The 18,384-nt window shown below is 69.4% G+C and carries 15 protein-coding genes; 14 read left to right on the top strand and 1 reads right to left on the bottom strand.

The features are described from left to right. Positions 1-58 precede the first annotated feature (58 nt). From DMC64_RS25770 to DMC64_RS25730, 9 genes are all read left to right on the top strand, one after another. The gene (locus DMC64_RS25770) at positions 59-1,300 is read left to right on the top strand and encodes a cytochrome P450 (RefSeq protein WP_037346397.1); all 1,242 of its coding nucleotides are present in this window, start codon (positions 59-61) and stop codon (positions 1,298-1,300) included. Between the two features lie 12 nt (positions 1,301-1,312). Continuing rightward, positions 1,313-2,470: a glycosyltransferase gene (locus DMC64_RS25765; RefSeq protein ID WP_125735618.1), complete on the top strand. Its 1,158-nt coding sequence runs from the start codon at positions 1,313-1,315 to the stop codon at positions 2,468-2,470. Between the two features lie 21 nt (positions 2,471-2,491). After that, positions 2,492-3,709 (top strand): glycosyltransferase, encoded by a 1,218-nt coding sequence (locus tag DMC64_RS25760; protein ID WP_233629806.1) that lies wholly within the window; start codon positions 2,492-2,494, stop codon positions 3,707-3,709. Between the two features lie 16 nt (positions 3,710-3,725). Then, a complete protein-coding gene (locus tag DMC64_RS25755; protein ID WP_125735617.1) occupies positions 3,726-4,940 on the top strand; it encodes a glycosyltransferase in 1,215 nt (404 codons plus the stop codon). Positions 4,941-4,965: 25 nt separating this feature from the next. Next, complete coding sequence (locus DMC64_RS25750; RefSeq protein WP_370324756.1) at positions 4,966-5,778, top strand: class I SAM-dependent methyltransferase; 813 nt, start codon at positions 4,966-4,968, stop codon at positions 5,776-5,778. 19 nt (positions 5,779-5,797) lie between these two features. After that, positions 5,798-6,922, top strand: a complete 1,125-nt coding sequence (locus DMC64_RS25745) for a glycosyltransferase (protein WP_125735616.1) — start codon at positions 5,798-5,800, stop codon at positions 6,920-6,922. Positions 6,923-6,954: 32 nt separating this feature from the next. Next, positions 6,955-7,764 carry a PIG-L deacetylase family protein gene (locus DMC64_RS25740; protein WP_125735615.1) on the top strand — a complete coding sequence of 270 codons (810 nt, stop codon included), beginning with the start codon at positions 6,955-6,957 and terminating at the stop codon, positions 7,762-7,764. 13 nt (positions 7,765-7,777) lie between these two features. Further along, positions 7,778-9,595: a glycosyltransferase family 39 protein gene (locus DMC64_RS25735; protein ID WP_125735614.1), complete on the top strand. Its 1,818-nt coding sequence runs from the start codon at positions 7,778-7,780 to the stop codon at positions 9,593-9,595. A gap of 63 nt (positions 9,596-9,658) precedes the next feature. Beyond that, positions 9,659-10,699, top strand: a complete 1,041-nt coding sequence (locus DMC64_RS25730; protein ID WP_125735613.1) for a methyltransferase — start codon at positions 9,659-9,661, stop codon at positions 10,697-10,699. A gap of 235 nt (positions 10,700-10,934) precedes the next feature. Here DMC64_RS25730 and DMC64_RS25725 read toward each other — a convergent pair whose 3' ends face one another. Continuing rightward, positions 10,935-12,221, bottom strand: coding sequence for a PLP-dependent aminotransferase family protein (locus tag DMC64_RS25725; protein WP_037346416.1), 1,287 nt, complete (start codon positions 12,219-12,221; stop codon positions 10,935-10,937). 166 nt (positions 12,222-12,387) lie between these two features. Here DMC64_RS25725 and DMC64_RS25720 point away from each other — a divergent pair, with 166 nt between their 5' ends. The 5 genes from DMC64_RS25720 (at position 12,388) to DMC64_RS25700 (ending at position 18,383) form a co-directional block, all read left to right on the top strand. Then, positions 12,388-13,218, top strand: a complete 831-nt coding sequence (locus tag DMC64_RS25720) for an alpha/beta fold hydrolase (protein ID WP_037346418.1) — start codon at positions 12,388-12,390, stop codon at positions 13,216-13,218. Continuing rightward, positions 13,215-14,948 carry an amino acid adenylation domain-containing protein gene (locus DMC64_RS25715; protein ID WP_125735612.1) on the top strand — a complete coding sequence of 578 codons (1,734 nt, stop codon included), beginning with the start codon at positions 13,215-13,217 and terminating at the stop codon, positions 14,946-14,948. Before DMC64_RS25720 ends, DMC64_RS25715 begins: the two co-directional genes overlap by 4 nt. Before the next feature lie 14 nt (positions 14,949-14,962). Beyond that, the gene (locus tag DMC64_RS25710; RefSeq protein WP_125735611.1) at positions 14,963-16,153 is read left to right on the top strand and encodes a cytochrome P450; all 1,191 of its coding nucleotides are present in this window, start codon (positions 14,963-14,965) and stop codon (positions 16,151-16,153) included. A gap of 110 nt (positions 16,154-16,263) precedes the next feature. Further along, positions 16,264-17,316: a 4-hydroxyphenylpyruvate dioxygenase gene (gene hppD / locus DMC64_RS25705; RefSeq protein WP_125735610.1), complete on the top strand. Its 1,053-nt coding sequence runs from the start codon at positions 16,264-16,266 to the stop codon at positions 17,314-17,316. Beyond that, positions 17,313-18,383 (top strand): alpha-hydroxy acid oxidase, encoded by a 1,071-nt coding sequence (locus tag DMC64_RS25700; protein ID WP_125735609.1) that lies wholly within the window; start codon positions 17,313-17,315, stop codon positions 18,381-18,383. Before hppD ends, DMC64_RS25700 begins: the two co-directional genes overlap by 4 nt. Position 18,384: the final 1 nt, after the last annotated feature.

The raw sequence follows: 18,384 nt of genomic DNA, 5'->3' as shown, positions 1-18,384 counted from the left end.
GCGGCGCGGCCCCGGGCCGGACCGCGATTCCTGGTCTATGAAGGAGCTTCCACTCGGTATGGAGCACGCAATCGACGAGGTCGCGCCGGCCGTGGAGCCGACCGCGAACTACATGATGAGGACGCACTGCGACCCGCACGAGGACATGTTCACGTTGCGGGAGAAGGGCCCCTTGGTCCGGATTCTCGGTGACGCGTCCACGCAGCTCGGCAAGGGCTATGTCTGGCAGGCACTCGGGTACGACGTCGTGCGCAAGATCCTGGGCGACCACGAGAACTTCACGACGCGCCCCCGGCTGACCGAGGCCGAAGCCGAACGGACGACCAACGGCGAAGACGTCCCCATGGCGCCCCAGTTCGTCGGGCAGATCTCGACCTACGACCCGCCCGAGCACACGCGGCTGCGCCGGATGCTGACGCCGGAGTTCACCGTCCGGCGGATCCGGCGGCTGGAGCCGGCGATCCAGGAACTCATCGACGAACGTCTCGACGAGGTCGAGGCCGAAGGCAAACCCGCTGACGTACAAGGACTTTTCGCCGATCCGGTGGGTGGCGGTGTCCTTTGTGAACTCCTCGGCATCCCGCGCGACGACCGGAACGAGTTCATCCGCCGCATCCGGCGCAACGTCGACCTCAGCCGCGGATTCAAGGCGAGGGCGGCCGACAGCGCGGCGTTCAACCAGTATCTGCTCGGTCTCATCACCCGCCAGCGCAAGGATCCCGACGACGGTTTCCTCGGCATGCTGGTGCGCGAACACGGGGACAACGTCACCGACGACGAGCTGAAGGGCCTGTGCACGGCGCTGCTCCTCGGCGGTGTCGAGACCGTCGCGGGAATGCTGGGCTTCGGGGTGCTCGCGCTCCTGGACAACCCCGAACAAAAGCAGTTGCTCTTCGAAGGCCGCGAGCAGGCGGACCGGGTCGTCAACGAACTGCTGCGCTATCTCTCGCCGGTGCAGCAGCCGAATCCGCGGATGGCGCTCCGGGACGTCGTCGTCGGCGGACAGCTGATCAAGGCGGGGGATTACGTCCTCTGCTCGATCCTGATGGCCAACCGCGACGAAGCGCTGACGCCGAACCCGAACGTTCTCGACGCGCGGCGCCCGCCGGTTTCCGACGTCGGATTCGGGCACGGCATCCATTACTGCATCGGCGCCGCGATCGCGCGGTCGGTGCTGCGGATGGCGTATCAGTCGCTGTGGCAGCGATTCCCCGGGCTGCGCCTGGCGGTGTCCAACGACGAGGTCAAGCTCCGGAACGCGTTCATCGACTGCCCGGATCAGTTGCCGGTCACCTGGTAGAGGGGAAGCGCAATGCGCGTGTTGTTGTGGGCGTGTGGATCACGCGGCGACGTCGAACCGCTGGTCGCGTTGGCGGCGCGGTTGAAGGAATCCGGCGCGGAAGTGCGGGTGTGCGCGCCGCCGGACAGCGCGGAACGGCTGGCCGAGCTCGACGTGCCGCTGGTGCCGGTCGCCCGGCCGGATCGTGGGATGAACGACGGCGAGGGACGCGACCCCGAGCTCGCGGCCGCCGGGATCGCCGACCAGTTCGACCAGATGCCCGCCGTCGCCGAAGGCTGCGACGTCGTGGTGGCGACCGGTCTGCTGTCCGGCGCCGTCGCGGTGCGGTCGGTGGCCGAGAAGCTCGGAATCCCTTACCACTACGTCGCTTTGTGCCCGATCCACCTCCCGAGCCACCTCGAAGCGCCGCAGCGGGAGATGTACAACCAGGGTGCCGACGGCCTGTTCGGCGACGCGCTCAACGCCAAACGTGCCGAGATCGGCCTGGCGCCGGTGAAGAACCTCTTCGACTACTGCTCCACCGAAAAGCCTTTGCTGGCGGCGGATCCGATCCTCGCGCCGCTGGAACCGCGGCACGAAGCCGTGCAGACCGGCGCGTGGATCCTGCCCGACGAGCGGCCGCTTCCCGCGGACCTGGAAGCGTTCCTTGCCGGCGGAGCACCGCCGGTCTACGTCGGTTTCGGCAGTTCGTCCGGCACCGCCGACGCGGCGAAGGTGGCCATCGAGGCCATCCGCGCGAAGGGTCACCGTGTGATCCTTTCCCGTGGCTGGGCCGGTCTGGACCTGCCCGAGGACGAGGCCGACTGCTTCGCCGTCGACGAGGTGAACCTGCAGGAGCTGTTCCGCCGGGTCGCCGTCTCCATCCACCACGACGGCACCGGCACGACCCATATCGCCACCCGGGCGGGCTCCCCGCAGATCATCGTGCGGTCGATCGTCGGTCAGCAGTACTACTCCGACCGGGTCGCCGAGCTGGGGATCGGGGTCGCGCTGGAGGGGCCGGCGCCGAGCTTCGAGGCCATGTCCGCCGCGCTCACCACGGCATTGGATCCCGAGACCAGGGCCAAAGCGATCGAGGTCGCCGACACCATCCGCGCCGACGGGACCACGGTGGCCGTGGACCTGCTGCGCGACGCGGTCAGCCGCGACAAGCCGTCCGTTCCCGCCTGAGCTGAAAGAACGGGGAATTACGTGAAGCGCGTGTTGCTGGCGACGTCCGGAAGCCGCGGAGACGTCGAACCGCTGGTGGCGTTGGCGGTGCGGTTGCGGGAGGCGGGGGCCGAGGTGCGGATGGCCGCGCCGCCGGACTCCTCCGAGCGGCTGGCCGAGGTCGGTGTCCCGCTGGTGCCGGTCGGACGGTCGACCCGCACCGCGATCAAGGACGCGAAGCCGCCGTCGCCCGAGGACGGGCCGCGGCTTTCGGCCGAGGCGATGGCCGTCCAGTTCGCCGAGGTCCCGGCCGCCGCCGAGGGCTGTGACGTCGTGGTGACGACCGGGATGCTGGCCACCGCGGTCGCCGTCCGCTCGGTGGCGGAAAAGCTGGGCATCCCTTACCACTACGGGTTCTACTGCCCGCGTTTCATCCCGTCGCCGCACTACGCGCCGCCGCCTCCGCTGGGCGAGCCGCCCGCGCCGGAGGGGGCCGACAACCGCGCGCTGTGGGAGCGCAACAGCCGCAGCGCCCTCAGGCGGTTCGGCGAGCCGCTCAACGCCCAGCGGGCCGCGATCGGCCTGCCGCCGGTCGAGGACGTCTTCGGCTACGGCTTCACCGATCACCCGCTGCTCGCGGCCGACGCGTCGCTGGCCCCGCTGCAGCCGACGGACCTCGACGTCGTCCAGACCGGCGCTTGGACACTGCCCGACGTGCGGCCGCTTTCCGCGGAGCTGGAGGAGTTCCTCGCCGCGGGTCCGCCGCCGGTGTACGTCGGTTTCGGCAGCATGCGCGCCCCCGAGGAGGCCGCCAAGGTCGCCGTCGAGGCGGTGCGCGCCCACGGATACCGCGTGATCCTTTCCCGTGGCTGGGCCGATCTGGCGCTGATCGACGACCGGAGCGACTGCTTCGCCGCGGGAGAGGGCAACCAGCAGCTGCTGTTCGGCCGGGTCGCCGCGGCCGTCCATCACGGTGGCGCCGGGACGACGACCACGGCCACCCGGGCGGGTGTTCCCCAGGTCGTGGTCCCGCAGATCGCGGACCAGCCGTACTTCGCGGGCCGGGTGGCCGAACTGGGCATCGGCGTGGCGCACGACGGACCGACGCCGACCTTCGAGTCCCTGTCCGCCGCGCTCGAGACGGCGCTCGCCCCGGAGGTCCGGGAGCGGGCGGCGGCCGTGGCGGGCACGGTCCGCACCGACGGGGCCGCCGTGGCCGCGAAATTCCTCCTCGACGCGGTCGACCGCGTTTCCGTCTGAACTCAGGGGATACGAAATGCGTGTGTTGTTGTCGACGACCGGACTCCGCGGCGACGTCGAGCCGGTGGTCGCGCTGGCGGTGCGGTTGCGGGAGCTCGGCACCGAGGTGCGGGTGTGCGCGCCGCCGGACACCGAGGAGCGGCTGACCGAGTTCGGCATCGAGGTCGTCCCCGTCGGGCAGTCGTTGCGCGCCATGATGCGGGGGATGACGGAAGGCCCGGAACCGAGGCGTCCCGCCGACGAGCTCGCCGAGCAGTTCGACGCGGTCCCGGCGGCCGCCGAGGGCTGCGACGTGGTGCTGGCGACCGGCGTCCTCTCCGCCGCCATCGCCGTGCGGTCGGTAGCGGAAAGCCTGGGCATCCCGTACTTCTACGCCGCCTACTGTCCGATCTACCTGCCGTCGCCGTACTACCCGCCGCCGCTGTCGCGGGGCGACGGACGGCCGCCGGAGGAGGCGATGGACGACAACCGGGCGCTGTGGGACTTCTACACCGACGTCTTCTCCCGGCGCTACGCGGACGCGCTCAACGGCCACCGCGCGGCGCTCGGCCTGGCACCGGTGGGGAACCTCGTCGAATACGGTTTCACCGAGCGGCCCTGGATGGCGGCGGATCCGGTCCTGGCCCCGCCTCGGCCGGAACTCGGCGCCGTCCAGACCGGCGCGTGGATCCTGCCGGACGAGCGGCCGCTTCCCGCGGACCTGGAAGCGTTCCTCGCCGCCGGTGCTCCGCCGGTCTACGTCGGTTTCGGCAGCACGCCCGAGATCGCGGACACGGTGAAGCTGGCCGTCGAGGCGATCCGGGCGCAGGGACACCGGGTGGTGCTCTCCCGTGGTTGGGCGGACATGGCGCTTCCCGACGACGGAGCCGACTGTTTCGCCGTCGGTGAGGTGAACCTGCAGGCGTTGTTCGGCCACGTCGCCGCCGTCGTCCACCACGCCGGCGGGGGTACGACGACCGTGGCCGCGCGGGCGGGCGTCCCCCAGGTCGTGCTGCCGCAGATCACCGATCAGCCGTACTTCGCCGAGCAGGTGGCCGCGCTGGGCATCGGTGTGGCGTTCGAGGAGTTCGGCCCGGCTCCGACCTTCGACTCGCTGTCCGCCGCGCTCGTCACCGCGCTCTCCCCGGAGACCCGGGCCCGGGCGAAGGCCGTCGCGGGCACGCTCCGCGGCGACGGGACGACCGTGGCCGCGGAGCGCCTGCGCGCCGCCGTCGGCCGCGTTTCCGTTTGACCATCAACCGACCAGGGTGAGGAACATGTCCGATCTGGCTGCAGCACCGCACGAGAACCGGCAGATGGCGCAGTGGTTCGGCGCCGACGCCGAACGGTACGACCGCGCCCGGCCCACCTATCCCGGGGCACTGGTCGACCGGATCGTCTCGTTGAGCCCCGGCAAGAACTTCGTGGACGTCGGCTGCGGGACCGGTCTCTCGTCCCGCCCGTTCCAGGCGGCGGGCTGCACGGTGCTCGGTGTCGAACCGGACGCGCGGATGGCGGAGGTGGCCCGCAGGCGGGGGCTCGACGTCGAGGTCGCCAAGTTCGAGGACTGGGACCCGGCGGGCCGCACCTTCGACGCGGTCACTTCGGGGACCGCCTGGCACTGGGTCGACCCGTTCGCGGGCGCGGCCAAGGTGGCGGAGGTGCTCGTTCCCCAGGGGCTGATCGCGTTGTTCGACAACGGGTTCGAACTCCCGGAAGCCGTCATGACGGCACAGGGGGAGGCGTACCGGCACGCGATGCCGGACGTGAAGTTCGAGCCACCGTCCAAAAAGGACGAAGACGTCGAAGAGTACGTCGAGCAGATCTACGCCAAGCAGTACGTGAAGGCGGCCGAAGGCATCCTCCGCACCGGCGCGTTCACTCAGCCGGAGGAACTGCGCTTCGAGTGGTCGCGCGTCTGCACCCGGGACGAATGGCTCGACCAGATCCCGACCCAGGGCGGGCTCAACCACCTCGCGGAAGACGCGCGTGCCCGGTTCCTGGCGTACCTCGGCTCGGCGATCGACGAGATCGGCGGCTCGTTCACCATCAACTACGCCACGGTCGGCATCGCCGCGGTCCGGCGCTGAAGCATCCAGGGGATACGAAATGCGCGTGCTGTTTTGGTCGTACGGAACCCGCGGCGAGATCGAACCGCTGGTGGCACTGGCACTCCGGTTGCGCGAGCAGGGCGACGAGGTGCGGATGTGCGCCCCGCCGGACTACACCGCGCGGCTGGCCGAGGTCGGCGTGCCACACGTCGTCGTCGGCAAGCCGGTGCTCGAGGAGGCGGGCGCGCTGGGCGGACCGCCCGAATCGCCCGAGGCCGCGATCGCGGGGATCGCCGAGCAGTTCGAGAAGATCCCGGCGGCCGCCGAAGGCTGTGACGCGGTGGTGGCGACCGGGCTGCTGTCGGGCGCGATCGGTGTCCGTTCGGTGGCCGAGAAACTGGGCATCCCGTACTTCTACGTCGTGCCTTCGCCGGTGCTCGTGCCGTCGCCCGAACACCGGGGGATGTACAACAACGGCGCCGACGGCATGTTCGGCGGCGCGCTGAACGAACTGCGCGCCGCGATCGGCCTCCCGCCGGTGAAGAACCTGTACGACTTCAGCAGCACCGACAAACCCTTCCTGGCGGCGGATCCCGTCCTGGCCCCGGCTGAGGGCGGTATCCGGACCGGTGCGTGGATCCACCCCGACGATCGGCCGCTTTCGGCGGAACTGGAAGCGTTTCTCGCCGCGGGCGAGGCGCCGGTGTACGTCGGCTTCGGCTGCTCGCCCGCCCCCGCCGACATCGCCAAGGTGGCCGTCGAGGCGACCCGCGCGCAGGGCCGCCGGGTCGTGCTTTCCACCGGCTGGGCCGGTTTGACGCTGCCCGACGACGGCGCCGACTGCCTGGCCGTCGGTGAGGAGAATCTGCAGACGCTGTTCGGCAGGGTCGCCGCGGCCGTCCATCACGGCGGCACCGGGACGACACATGTGGCGGCGCTGGCCGGCGTTCCGCAGATCGTGGTGCCGCAGATCGCGGATCATCCGCATTTCGCCGCCAAGGTGGCCGAACTGGGCATCGGGGTGGCGCACGACGGCCCGAACCCGACGGTCGATTCGTTGTCCGCCGCGCTCGTCACCGCGCTGGCGCCGGAAACCCGCGCCCACGCGAAGGCCGTCGCCGGCACGATCCGCACCGACGGCACGACGGTGGCCGCACAGACGCTGTCCAGGCTCGTCGGTTGAAGCGCGACAAGGCGGTGACCAAAATCAGCACCATGCTTCCACGCCGGCTGCTGGCGATTTCCCCGCATTTGGACGACGCGGTCCTTTCCCTCGGCGCGAGTCTCGCCCGAGCGGCGGGGGACGGCGCGGAGGTGCTCGTCAACACGGTCTTCGCCGGAACGGCGCCCCCTCCGTATTCCGCGGCGGCGGAACGCATGCACGCGGTCTGGGGGCTTTCCCCGGAGGACGACGCGCCCCTCCATCGCCGGAACGAGGACATCGCCGCGCTCGCCCGTCTCGGGCTGGCGTACCGGCACGGCCGGTTCCTCGACTCCATCTACCGGAGGCTGCCGGACGGCCGATGGCTCACGGATCACGTGGAGGGCGGGCAAAAGCTCGCGGTGGCCCAGGATTCACCGGGCGATGACGGTCTCGTCGCCGAGATCGAGGACGACATCGAGGCGATCGTCGCCGAATTCGAGCCGACGCTGATCGTCACGTGCGCGGCCGTCGTCGACCATCCCGACAACCTGGCCACCCGTGACGCCGCGTTGTCCGCCGCGCGTGCGATGAACGTTCCGATACGACTGTGGGAAGACCTCCCGTATTCGATGTTCACTCCGGGAAAGATCGAATTGCCGCCCGGTTTCCGCCTCGGGGATTCCGAATTCGTTCCCGCGACAGCGGAGAATTGGAAACGGAAGAACGAAGCCGTCGAGTGTTATTCTTCCCAGCTGACGATGCTCAACGGCCGGAACAAGAATCTCTTCGCGAGGCTGGACGAGCACGCGCGGAAGAACTCACCGCGGGGCGGATTCGGCGAAACCATCTGGCCCGTTCTCGTCGACGAAGACAACGGTTAAGCGAGGTACCGGAGTGTCCGCAACGCTCACTCATCTGCCGTCACCATCATCGGACGCCGCCCTCGAGGGCGTGCGCGGCCGCTGGGCGTTCTGGCGTTCGCCCGCCGATCAGCCGCCGTGGGCGCGTCCGGCACTGCTGGGCATCGCGTTCGTGGCGCTGGTGCTTTACGCCTGGAACCTGCCGAGGGTCGACTTCGCGCCGCTGTACTCGGACACGGCCAAGAGCATGTCCGAGAGCTGGAAGGCGTTCTTCTACGGAACCGTCGACCCAGGGGCCACGTACACGCTCGACAAACTCGCCGGATCGTTCGCGCCACAGGCCATCTCGGCCAAGATCTTCGGCTATCACGAATGGTCGCTCGCGCTGCCGCAGGTGATCGAGGGCGTGATCTCGGTGCTGGTGATGTACCGGGTCGTGCGGCGCTGGGCGGGAGTGGTGCCCGGCCTGCTCGCCGCCGGCGTCTTCACCCTCACCCCGGTCCTCGCGTCGATGTTCGGGCACAGCATGCAGGACGGCCTGCTCACGATGTGCCTGGTCCTCGCCGTCGACGCCTACCAGCGTGCCGTGCTCGAGGCGCGGCTGAAGTGGCTGGTGCTGGCGGGTGTCTGGGTCGGGATCGGCTTCCAGGCGAAAATGGTGCAGGCGTGGATGATCCTGCCCGCGCTGGCCATCGGCTATCTGCTCACCGCTCCGGTCGAGCTGCGCCGCCGCGTGACGCATCTGGGGATCGCCGGTGTGGTGACGCTGGCGGTGTCGCTGTCGTGGATCGCGCTCTACACCTTCACCCCGGACAGCGCGCGGCCGCATGTCAGCGGCACCACGAACAACAGCGCGTTCGCCATGGTGTTCGGCTACAACGGTCTCGGCCGCATCGGTGTCCACCTGCCCGGCGCCGAAGACCCCAACGGCCGCGGCGGCCTGCCGTCGCTCGGCCCGGGCGGCCCCGGCGGCGGTCCCGGCGACTTCCCCGGTGGCCCTGGTGGTCCTGGTGGCCCCGAGGGCGGTCCTGGTGACAACCCCGGTGGCGGCCCTGGCGGGCCGGAAGGCGGCCCCGGGGATCCGCAAGGCCCCGGTGGCGGCCAGGGTCTCGACGAGAACGGGAACTTCGGGACCAAGCACCAAGACGAGCAGAACGGGAACCTCGGCCCGAAGGCCGACGGCGACCAGCCGCTCGGTCCGGGCGGTCCGCAGCCGGATCAGTCCAAAGTGGAGACACGAGCGGATCCGATGGGGGCGACCAAACTCCTCGATGGTCACCTCGGTGTCGCGATCGCCTGGCTGTTCCCGCTCGCCCTGCTGTCGCTGCTGTGCGGGCTCTGGTGGTGGCGCCGCGCCGAGCGCACCGACCCGGTGCGCGGCGGACTGGTGATGTGGGGCGTCTGGCTGGTGACCTTCCTCTTCGTCTTCAGCGCGAGCGACGTCGCGCACACCGCGTACGTCGCCTCACTCGCTCCCGCGATCGCGGCCCTTTCCGGGATCGGCATCGTGACCTTCTGGCGGGCGTACCGCAACGGCGGCAGGCAGGGCTGGATCCTGCCGATCGCGATCGCCGCGGAACTGGCCTGGGGCGCCTGGCTGTGGTCCCATTACCCGAACTTCCTGCCGTGGGCGAAATGGGGCACGCTCGTGCTCGGCGTCGCCGCCCTCGTCGTGCTGATCCTGGCGCGAGTGCGGGAAAACGCGTCGAAATCCCTGGTCACGGCGGCGCTCGTACTCGGGGTCGTGGCGATGATCGCCGCGCCCGCCACCTATGCCTCCTCCGTACTCCATCCCGATTACTCCGGCAGCTCTTTCGACGCCAATGCCGGACCGGCGTCCGGCTCCTTCTGAGGCGGGCCGGTGTCGTTCTCAACGTCTGCGGAAGTCTCCGCCGGCCGGAAAGGAAATCTGCAGATGCAGGAATCGCTCGACTCCACCGAGGTCCACCGTCGTTTCCAGCTGATCGCCAACGGCCCCGCGCTGTTCAACGCGGTGGTGTCCGGCATCGAGTTGGACATCTTCGACTTCCTGGAAGAGCGCGGCGGTGCCGACGCCGCGGCGCTCGGTGAGTTCACCGGCCTGGAACCGCACAAGGTCCGCGTGCTGATGCTCGCGCTGACCACCTCGGGCCTGATCGAGAAGCGGGGCGTCGACTATGTGAACCACCCGGTCGCGACCGAACTCCTCGCCACGACCGGGCCGGAGTGCTGGCAGCACATCCTGCTCAGCTGGAAGACCATCTACTACCCGGCGTTCGCGCGGATGACCTCCGCGCTGCGGGCCGGCACCAACGAGGCCCTCGACGCCCTCGAGGGCCCGGGCGACACGCTGTACGCGCGGCTCGGCAACGACCCGGAGAAGGCGCGGATCTTCTACACGGCGATGTCGGCGTTCTCGCTGCAGACGATGCCGGGACTGCTGGAGCACATCGACGTGAAGTCGTCGCGGCATCTGCTCGACGTCGGCGGCGGTGACGGCACCACGGCGGCGGCCCTGCTGAAGGCCAACCCCGGCCTCAAGGCCACCTTGCTCGACCTGGCCAGCAGCGTGGCGCTCGCCGAACAGCGGGTGCCCGCCGAGGTCACCGACCGGCTCACCCTGCACCCCGCCGACCTGCTGACGGACCCGTTCCCCGGCGGCACCGACCACGCTCTGTTCAGCCACGTCCTCGACACCTTCACGGCGGAGCAGTGCGTGATGTTGCTGGCCAAGGCGTACGAGGTGCTGCCGTCCGGCGGGAAGATCTCGATCTACGGGTTCGCGGCCGCGGACGACGAGACCGGCGGCCCGCTTTCGGCGCGGCTTTCGTTGTACCTCAACATTCTCGCCACCGGGCGGGGGATGGCCTGGCCGCAGGCCGAGGCTTCGGCGTGGCTCAAGTCGGTCGGATGCGTCGACGTGCGCTCGGTCGAGCTGCCGTTCGAGCACGCGCTGGTGACCGGTACGAAGCCCTGAGCGACGGCGGTCGGTGCCGTTAGAAGTACATGAAGGCCCCCTTCCTTGCGCTAGGCGCAGTGAAGGGGGCCTTCATGTACTTCCGAGAGGCCGGTCGCGGGTGCGGGAAGGGTTGCGAAAGCCACTTTCGCAACCTTCAACGTTGCGAAAGTGGCTTTCGCATCACCCACCCGCACCCGACGCACGAAAAAGCCCCCATCCTCACCCAAGGATGGGGGCTTTTCGCATGAAACGCTCAGGCAAGCCGCGGCTTGATCAACGCCGCCAGCCGCGCGACGCCCTCTTCGATCAGTTCCGGCGTGAGCAGGCTGATCGACAGCCGGAGCTGATGGAATCCGCCCTTGCCGCCATAGAAGTGGTGCATCGGGGTGAACAGTACGCCGTGCTCGCGGGCGGCGGTTTCGAGCAGTTCGTCGTCGACGACGAACGGAACCGTGACGGTGACGAAGAAACCACCCGTCGGCGTGTTCCAGCTGACCCCCTCGCACGAGCCGAGCCCGCGCTCCAGCGCATCGAGCGTCAGCCGCAGGTTCCGTTGGTAGATGGCGATTTCCCGCGCGTTGGCCTTGGTGAGGCTGAAGTCGTTGAGCAGGAGCTTCCCGGCGATCACGGCTTGGGCGATGGGCGAGGTGTTCACCGTGAGCATGCCCTTGAGCTTCGAAAGCTGGTCGGCGAACAGGCCGCCGTCGGCCATCCGCTGGTCGGCCACCGCGAAACCGACCCGGGCGCCGGGCATGCCGGTCTTCGCGAAGGAACCGAGGTAGACCACGGATCCCGACCGGTCGAGGGATTTCAGCGAGGGCAGCCGCTCGGAACCGAACAGGCCGTACGCGTTGTCCTCCAGGAGCAGGATTCCGTGGGACTCGGCGACATCGAGGAGCCGGTGGCGCGAGGCCACGTCCATGCTGGTGCCGGTGGGATTGGCGAAGTTGGGGGTCACGTAGCAGGCGCGCACCCGCTTGCCCTGCTCGTCGGCGCGCTTCAGCTGGAGGACGAGGTCGTCCGGATCGATGCCGTTCTCGTTCGACCGCACCGGCCACACGGGGGTGTCGGTGAGCAGCGCCGCTCCCGTCAGGCCGACGTAGGTGGGGGCGGGGGCGAGCAGCACGTCGCGCTCGCCCGCCCGCAGCGTGCGCAGGACCAGGAACATCGCCTCCTGCGCGCCCACCGTGACGACGACGGATTCCGGGGCGGCGTCGATGTTCTCGTCTTCGGCGAGGTTCCTGGCGATGAGATCGGCGATGACGCCCTTGGTGGTGCCGTATTGGAAGAGCGTGCGGGTCACCACGGCCTCGTCCATTTTCCGGTCGCGCCGGAGATGGTCGCAATAGGCGTCGAGGTAGGTGTGAATGAGTCGTATGTCGAAGAACTCTTCATACGGCCGGCCTGCCGCCATGGAAATGGCCACAGGGTATTCGTCGATCAGTTCGTTCAGCAGGTTCATCGACGAGATGGCCGGATCGGTGAGCGATCCGTGCAGCGTTTCCACGTTCAAGTGAGTGGACAGACCGTTTGAATCCATGAATACTAGGATTTCCACCGGCCGCCGGAGTGTCAAGAAGAGGCGGTGGACGCCCCATTTCCCGGGAATTGTCCATCACCGGTGCTCTCGGACACCGGATCTCCGAAGGTACGGTCGGATTCGCGCCACGTCTCGGCGCAGCAGCCCTTTTCCCTCAAGGAGCATCATGCTGATGACAACCGAGAACGGGATCCGGTTGTCCTACAACGATTGTGGCGACGGTCCGCCGGTCCTTCTGCTGACCGGCACCGGTGCGCCGAGTTCGGTGTGGGACCTGCATCAGGTGCCCGCGCTCCGCGCCGCCGGGTTCCGGGTGATCACGATGGACAATCGCGGGATCCCGCCGAGCGACGACGGCGCGGACGGATTCACCATCGAAGACCTCGTCGCGGATGTGGCCGCACTGATCGACTATCTGGACGCGGTGCCGTGCCGGATCGTCGGTACGTCGATGGGTTCCTATATCGCGCAAGAGGTCGCGCTCGCCCATCCGGAACTGCTGGAATCGGTCGTGCTGATGGCCGCCTGCGGCAAGAGCAGTCTCGTCCAGCGCGAGCTCGCCGAGGGTGAGGCGAAGCTGATCGAGCAGGGCATCGAGCTGCCGCCGGGTTTCCTCGCCGCGGTCCGCGCCATGCACAACCTGGGGCCCGCGACGCTCGCCGACGACGATCTCACCGGAGACTGGCTCGATCTGTTCGCGGCGGCGGGCTCCTGGGGGCCGGGTGTCCGGTCGCAGTTGCTGCTGAGCGCGTTGCCGGATCGCCTCGCCTTCTACCAGGAGATCAAGGTGCCCTGTCACGTCGTCTCGTTCGAGCACGACCTCGTGGCGCCACCGGCGGCCGGGCTGGAGCTGGCTTCCGCGATCCCCGGCGCGACCTACCGCACGATTCCCGAGTGCGGGCATTTCGGCTACCTGGAGAACCCGGAAGCGGTGAACCGCGAGCTGATCCGGTTCCTCCGCACCGAATCGCGCGAGACACTGGGAGAGACCGTATGACCGTCCTTTCGGCGGCCACGACCCCCGCCCTGTTCGAGGCGACCGCAGCCGTGCTGCCGGATCGGCCCGCGGTGGCGATGGACAGCACCACCCTCACCTACGCCGAGCTGAACGGGGAGGCCAACCGGCTCGCCCGGCGGCTCGTCGCGCACGGCGTCGGCCCGGAGCGGCTCGTCGCGCTGGCGATGCCGAGGTCGATCGAGTTCGTCATCGCGATCCTGGCCGTGCACAAGGCGGGCGCGGCGTATGTGCCGGTCGATCCGGACTATCCGGAGGAACGCAAGCGGCAGATGCTGGACGACGCGGCGGCACATTGCCTCTTGTGCCTGCCGGGGCAGGACGTGACCGGCGCCCCCGTCATCCTGAGCGTGGCACGGGAGCCTGGCCGGGAAGAGCCGAACCTGGGCGACGAGGACCGGATCGGCCCACTGCGTCCCGACCACCCCGCGTACGTCATCTACACCTCGGGCTCGACAGGCCGTCCGAAGGGCGTGCTGGTCACGCACCGCGGGATCCCGAACCTGGCCGACGACTACGTGCGCCGTCAGGAACTGGGGCCCGGCAGCAGGTTGCTGGCCTTCGCCTCGCCCAGTTTCGACGCCGCGGTCGCCGAATTCTGGCCGATCTGGCAGGCGGGCGGCTGTCTCGTCCTGGCTTCCGCGCCGGATCTGGTGCCCGGCGAGCCGCTCTCCCGGCTCGTGCGCGACCAGCGGATCACCCATGTCACGTTGCCGCCGTCGGCGCTGGCGCCGCTGGAGGAGGCGGGCGGCCTGCCCGCCGGGCTGACCCTCCTGGTCGCCGGCGAGGCGTGCCCGGCCCCGGTCGCGAAACGCTGGGCCGTGGACCGCGTGATGATCAACGCCTACGGTCCGACCGAGACCACGGTGGCGGTCACCGCGAGCGAGCCGTTGACCGGGGAGGAGACGCCGCCGATCGGCAGGCCGATCACCGGTGTCCGTACCTACGTCCTGGACGACCGGCTGCGTCCCGTCGAGGACGGCGACGTCGGCGAGCTGTACGCGGTCGGCCCCGGTCTCGCCCGCGGCTACCTCCGAAGAGCGGCCGCGACCGCGGAACGGTTCCTGCCGGATCCCTTCGGCGGCCCGGGCGGGCGCATGTACCGCACCGGAGACCGGGTGCGGACGCGTCCGGACGGTCAGTACGTCTTCGTCGGCCGGGTCGACGATCAGCTGAAGGTGCGCGGTCACCGGATCGAACCAGGCGAGGTCGAAGCCGCCCTGCTGGCGGTGGACGGCGTGGCCCAGGCGGTGGTGACCGAGCACGAGAACAGGCTCGTCGCCTATGTGGTCGGTGCCGGTGGCGAACGCGTGCCCACCGAAAAACTCCTGACACCGCTTCGTGAACAGCTGCCCGGATATCTGGTGCCCGACGTGGTCGTCGGTCTGCCGAGCCTGCCGGTCTCGCCCAACGGCAAGATCGACCGGGTCGCCCTGCCCACTCCCGAAGAGGAGCACGCCGGGCGCGCGGCCGGACGGGCGCCGCTCACCCCCACGGAGATCATCCTCGCCGAGCTGTTCGCCGAAGTGCTCGGCGTCAGCACCGTCGGGGTGGAGGACAGCTTCTTCGAGATCGGCGGCCATTCGCTGCTCGCGACCCGCCTCGTGAGCCGCGTCCGCGAACGCTTGAAGATCCGCCTGAGGGTGCAGGCGTTCTTCGACGCCCCGACAGTGGCTCGGCTCGCCAAGGTGCTCGACGGCGCACACACCTGACCTGGAGACCATTCATGCAGACGACGACAGCCGTCGACCTCGGCGATCCCGACCTGTACACGACCTTGGCCCGGCACGAGCGGTGGCGCGAGTACGCGGCGGAAGACGCGATGGTGTGGAGCGGTCCGGGCAGCTCGCCCAGCGGTTTCTGGTCCGTGTTCTCGCACCAGGCGTGCGCGGCGGTGCTCGCGCCGTCGGCGCCGTTCACCTCCGAGTTCGGGATGATGATCGGCTTCGATCGCGATCATCCCGACAACTCGGGCGGGCAGATGATGGTGGTCTCCGAACAGGACCAGCACCGGAAACTGCGCAAACTGGTGGGGCCGCTGCTTTCGCGGGCGGCGGCGCGGAAACTGTCGGAACGGGTGCGGACCGAGGTGACCGGTGTCCTCGACCGGGTGCTCGACGCCGAGGTGTGCGACGTGGCCGCGGCGATCGGCCCGCGGATCCCCGCCGCCGTGGTCTGCGAAATCCTCGGTGTGCCCGCCGAAGACCAGGACATGCTCATCGACCTGACGAACCACGCGTTCGGCGGCGAGGACGAACTGTTCGACGGGATGACCCCGCGTCAGGCGCACACCGAGATCCTCGTCTACTTCGACGAGCTGATCACCGCCCGCCGGGCGAGCCCCGGCGAGGATCTCGTCAGCACCCTGCTTTCCGACGACGAGCTCTCGATCGACGACGTCCTGCTCAACTGCGACAACGTGCTGATCGGCGGCAACGAGACCACGCGGCACGCGATCACCGGCGCGGTGCACGCTTTCGCCACCGTGCCGGGACTTCTGGCCCAGGTGCGGGACGGGGACGCCGACGTCGACACCGTCGTGGACGAGGTCTTGCGCTGGACCTCGCCCGCGATGCACGTGTTGCGGGTGACGACCGGCGACGTCACGATCAACGGCCGCGACCTCGAAGCCGGCACACCGGTGGTCGCGTGGCTTCCCGCCGCGAACCGGGATCCCGCCGTGTTCGACGATCCGGACACCTTCCGGCCGGGGCGGAAACCCAACCGGCACATCGCTTTCGGGCACGGCATGCATCACTGCCTCGGATCCGCGCTCGCACGGATCGAGCTGGCGGTGGTGCTGCGGGAGGTGGCCGAACGAGTGTCGCGGGTGGAGCTGGTGAAGGACCCGTCCTGGTTGCGGGCGGTCGTCGTGCAGGGATACCGGGAACTCCCGGTGCGGTTCACGGGTCGCTGACCCGAAGTCCGTCCTATGTGGACGGAAGTGTCAAGCGGACACCATTGATGCGGAAATGGCTTCGCGCCATCCTGTGATCGAGGATTACATCTATTCCACGGAGGAATGTCTTGTCTTCTCACGAAAACACGCAGAATTTCGAGATCGACTATGTGGAAATGTATGTGGCCAACCTCGAGGTGGCCGCGTCCGGCTGGCTGGACAAGTACGACTTCTCCGTCACGGCCACCGACCGGTCGGCCGACCACCGGAGCGTGACGCTGCGGCACAGCGCGATCGCGCTGGTGCTGACCGAGCCGCTGTCGGACCGCCACCCCGGGGCCACCTACCTGCAGACCCACGGTGACGGGGTGGCCGACATCGCGCTGCGCACCCCCGACGTGGCCGCCGCCTTCGAAGCCGCGGTGAAGGCGGGCGCGCAACCCCTCCGCGAGCCGGAGAAGGGCGCGGACTCGGTCCTCACGGCCACCGTCAGCGGTTTCGGCGATGTCGTGCACACCCTGATCCAGAGCGACGGCGCCGAGGGGGCCCCGCGCGGCAAGGGCGGTGTGGAGCTGGGCGTGATCGACCACTTCGCGGTCTGCCTGAACGCCGGCGACCTCGGCCCCACGGTGGCGTTCTACGAGCGCGCGCTCGGTTTCAAGCAGATCTTCGAAGAGCACATCGTGGTCGGTGCGCAGGCGATGAACTCGACCGTCGTGCAGAGCACGTCGGGCGCGGTCACGCTCACCCTGATCGAGCCGGACAAGACCGCCGACCCCGGCCAGATCGACGACTTCATCAAGGAGCACCACGGATCCGGTGTCCAGCACATCGCCTTCACCAGCCCGGACGCGGTCCGCGCGGTCAAGGAGCTTTCCGCGCGTGGCGTGGAATTCCTGAAGACCCCGGACGCCTACTACGACCTGCTCGGCGAGCGGATCGAGCTGGAGACGCACTCACTGGACGATCTGCGCGAGACGAAGCTGCTCGCCGACGAGGACCACGGCGGCCAGCTGTTCCAGATCTTCACCGCCTCCACGCATCCGCGTAAGACGATCTTCTTCGAGATCATCGAGCGGCAGGGCGCCGGAACGTTCGGCAGTTCCAACATCAAGGCCCTGTACGAAGCCGTGGAGCTGGAGCGCACCGGACAGAGCAAGCTCGGCCCCGCCCGGCGATGACCCACCTCTGCCTGGACGACCTCGAACGTGCCGCACGGGCCGCGCTGCCCGGCGAGATCTGGGACTTCCTCGCCGGGGGCAGCGGCGCCGAGGCGTCGCTGGCGGCCAATCGCACCGCGCTGGAGCGGATCTTCGTGATCCCCCGGATGCTGCGCGACCTGACCGGCGGCACCACCGAGGCCGAGGTTCTCGGCCGGCGCGCTTCGCTCCCTGTGGCGGTCGCGCCGGTCGCGTACCAGCGGTTGTTCCATCCCGAAGGCGAGCTCGCGGCGGCTCGGGCGGCGCGTGACGCCGGGGTGCCGTACACCATCTGCACCCTGAGCAGTGTCGGCCTGGAGGAGATCGCGGCGGTCGGCGGACGGACGTGGTTCCAGCTGTACTGGCTGCGCGACGAAAAGCGGTCACTGGAGCTCGTGCGCCGGGCGGAGGACGCCGGCTGCGAGGCGATCGTGTTCACCGTCGACGTGCCGTGGATGGGACGGCGGTTGCGGGACATGCGGAACGGTTTCGCGTTGCCGGAATCGGTGACGGCGGCCAACTTCGACGCCGGTGCGGCCGCGCATCGCCGTACCGAAGGGCTTTCCGCCGTCGCCGATCACACCGCGCGCGAATTCGCCCCGGCCACTTGGGAATCCGTCGAGGCGGTCCGTGCGCACACGAACCTTCCGGTGGTGCTCAAGGGGATCCTCGCGGTCGAGGACGCGGTCCGAGCCGTCGATGCGGGTGCGGCCGGGATCGTGGTGTCCAACCACGGAGGCCGTCAGTTGGACGGTGCCGTTCCGGGGATCGCGATGCTGGAGGAGATCGCGGACGCCGTCTCCGGCGGCTGCGAGGTGTTGCTGGACGGCGGGATCCGGACCGGCGGTGACGTGCTCAAGGCGCTGGCCCTCGGCGCGTCGGGAGTACTGATCGGGCGGCCCTTCATGTGGGGGCTGGCCGCGGACGGCCAGGCGGGCGCCCGTCAGGTGCTCGACCTGCTCGCCGTCGAACTCCGGAACGCACTGGGCCTGGCGGGCTGCGACTCGGTGAGCGCGGCCCGGCGGTTGAGCACTCGGTACGAAAGGTGAG

The sequence above is a fragment of the Amycolatopsis sp. WAC 04197 genome (assembly GCF_003947475.1).
Taxonomy (GTDB): Bacteria; Actinomycetota; Actinomycetes; order Mycobacteriales; family Pseudonocardiaceae; genus Amycolatopsis; species Amycolatopsis japonica.
This window is presented reverse-complemented; position numbering and strand designations above follow the sequence as displayed.

Bases quoted from the DNA above. Each gene is read 5' to 3' on its own strand.
- DMC64_RS25770 (WP_037346397.1), top strand. From the start codon at position 59: ATGGAGCACGCAATCGACGAGGTCGCGCCGGCCGTGGAGCCGACCGCG.
- DMC64_RS25765 (WP_125735618.1), top strand. From the start codon at position 1,313: ATGCGCGTGTTGTTGTGGGCGTGTGGATCACGCGGCGACGTCGAACCG.
- DMC64_RS25755 (WP_125735617.1), top strand. From the start codon at position 3,726: ATGCGTGTGTTGTTGTCGACGACCGGACTCCGCGGCGACGTCGAGCCG.
- DMC64_RS25750 (WP_370324756.1), top strand. From the start codon at position 4,966: ATGTCCGATCTGGCTGCAGCACCGCACGAGAACCGGCAGATGGCGCAG.
- DMC64_RS25745 (WP_125735616.1), top strand. From the start codon at position 5,798: ATGCGCGTGCTGTTTTGGTCGTACGGAACCCGCGGCGAGATCGAACCG.
- DMC64_RS25740 (WP_125735615.1), top strand. From the start codon at position 6,955: ATGCTTCCACGCCGGCTGCTGGCGATTTCCCCGCATTTGGACGACGCG.
- DMC64_RS25730 (WP_125735613.1), top strand. From the start codon at position 9,659: ATGCAGGAATCGCTCGACTCCACCGAGGTCCACCGTCGTTTCCAGCTG.
- DMC64_RS25725 (WP_037346416.1), bottom strand. From the start codon at position 12,221: ATGGATTCAAACGGTCTGTCCACTCACTTGAACGTGGAAACGCTGCAC.
- DMC64_RS25720 (WP_037346418.1), top strand. From the start codon at position 12,388: ATGCTGATGACAACCGAGAACGGGATCCGGTTGTCCTACAACGATTGT.
- DMC64_RS25715 (WP_125735612.1), top strand. From the start codon at position 13,215: ATGACCGTCCTTTCGGCGGCCACGACCCCCGCCCTGTTCGAGGCGACC.
- DMC64_RS25710 (WP_125735611.1), top strand. From the start codon at position 14,963: ATGCAGACGACGACAGCCGTCGACCTCGGCGATCCCGACCTGTACACG.
- DMC64_RS25700 (WP_125735609.1), top strand. From the start codon at position 17,313: ATGACCCACCTCTGCCTGGACGACCTCGAACGTGCCGCACGGGCCGCG.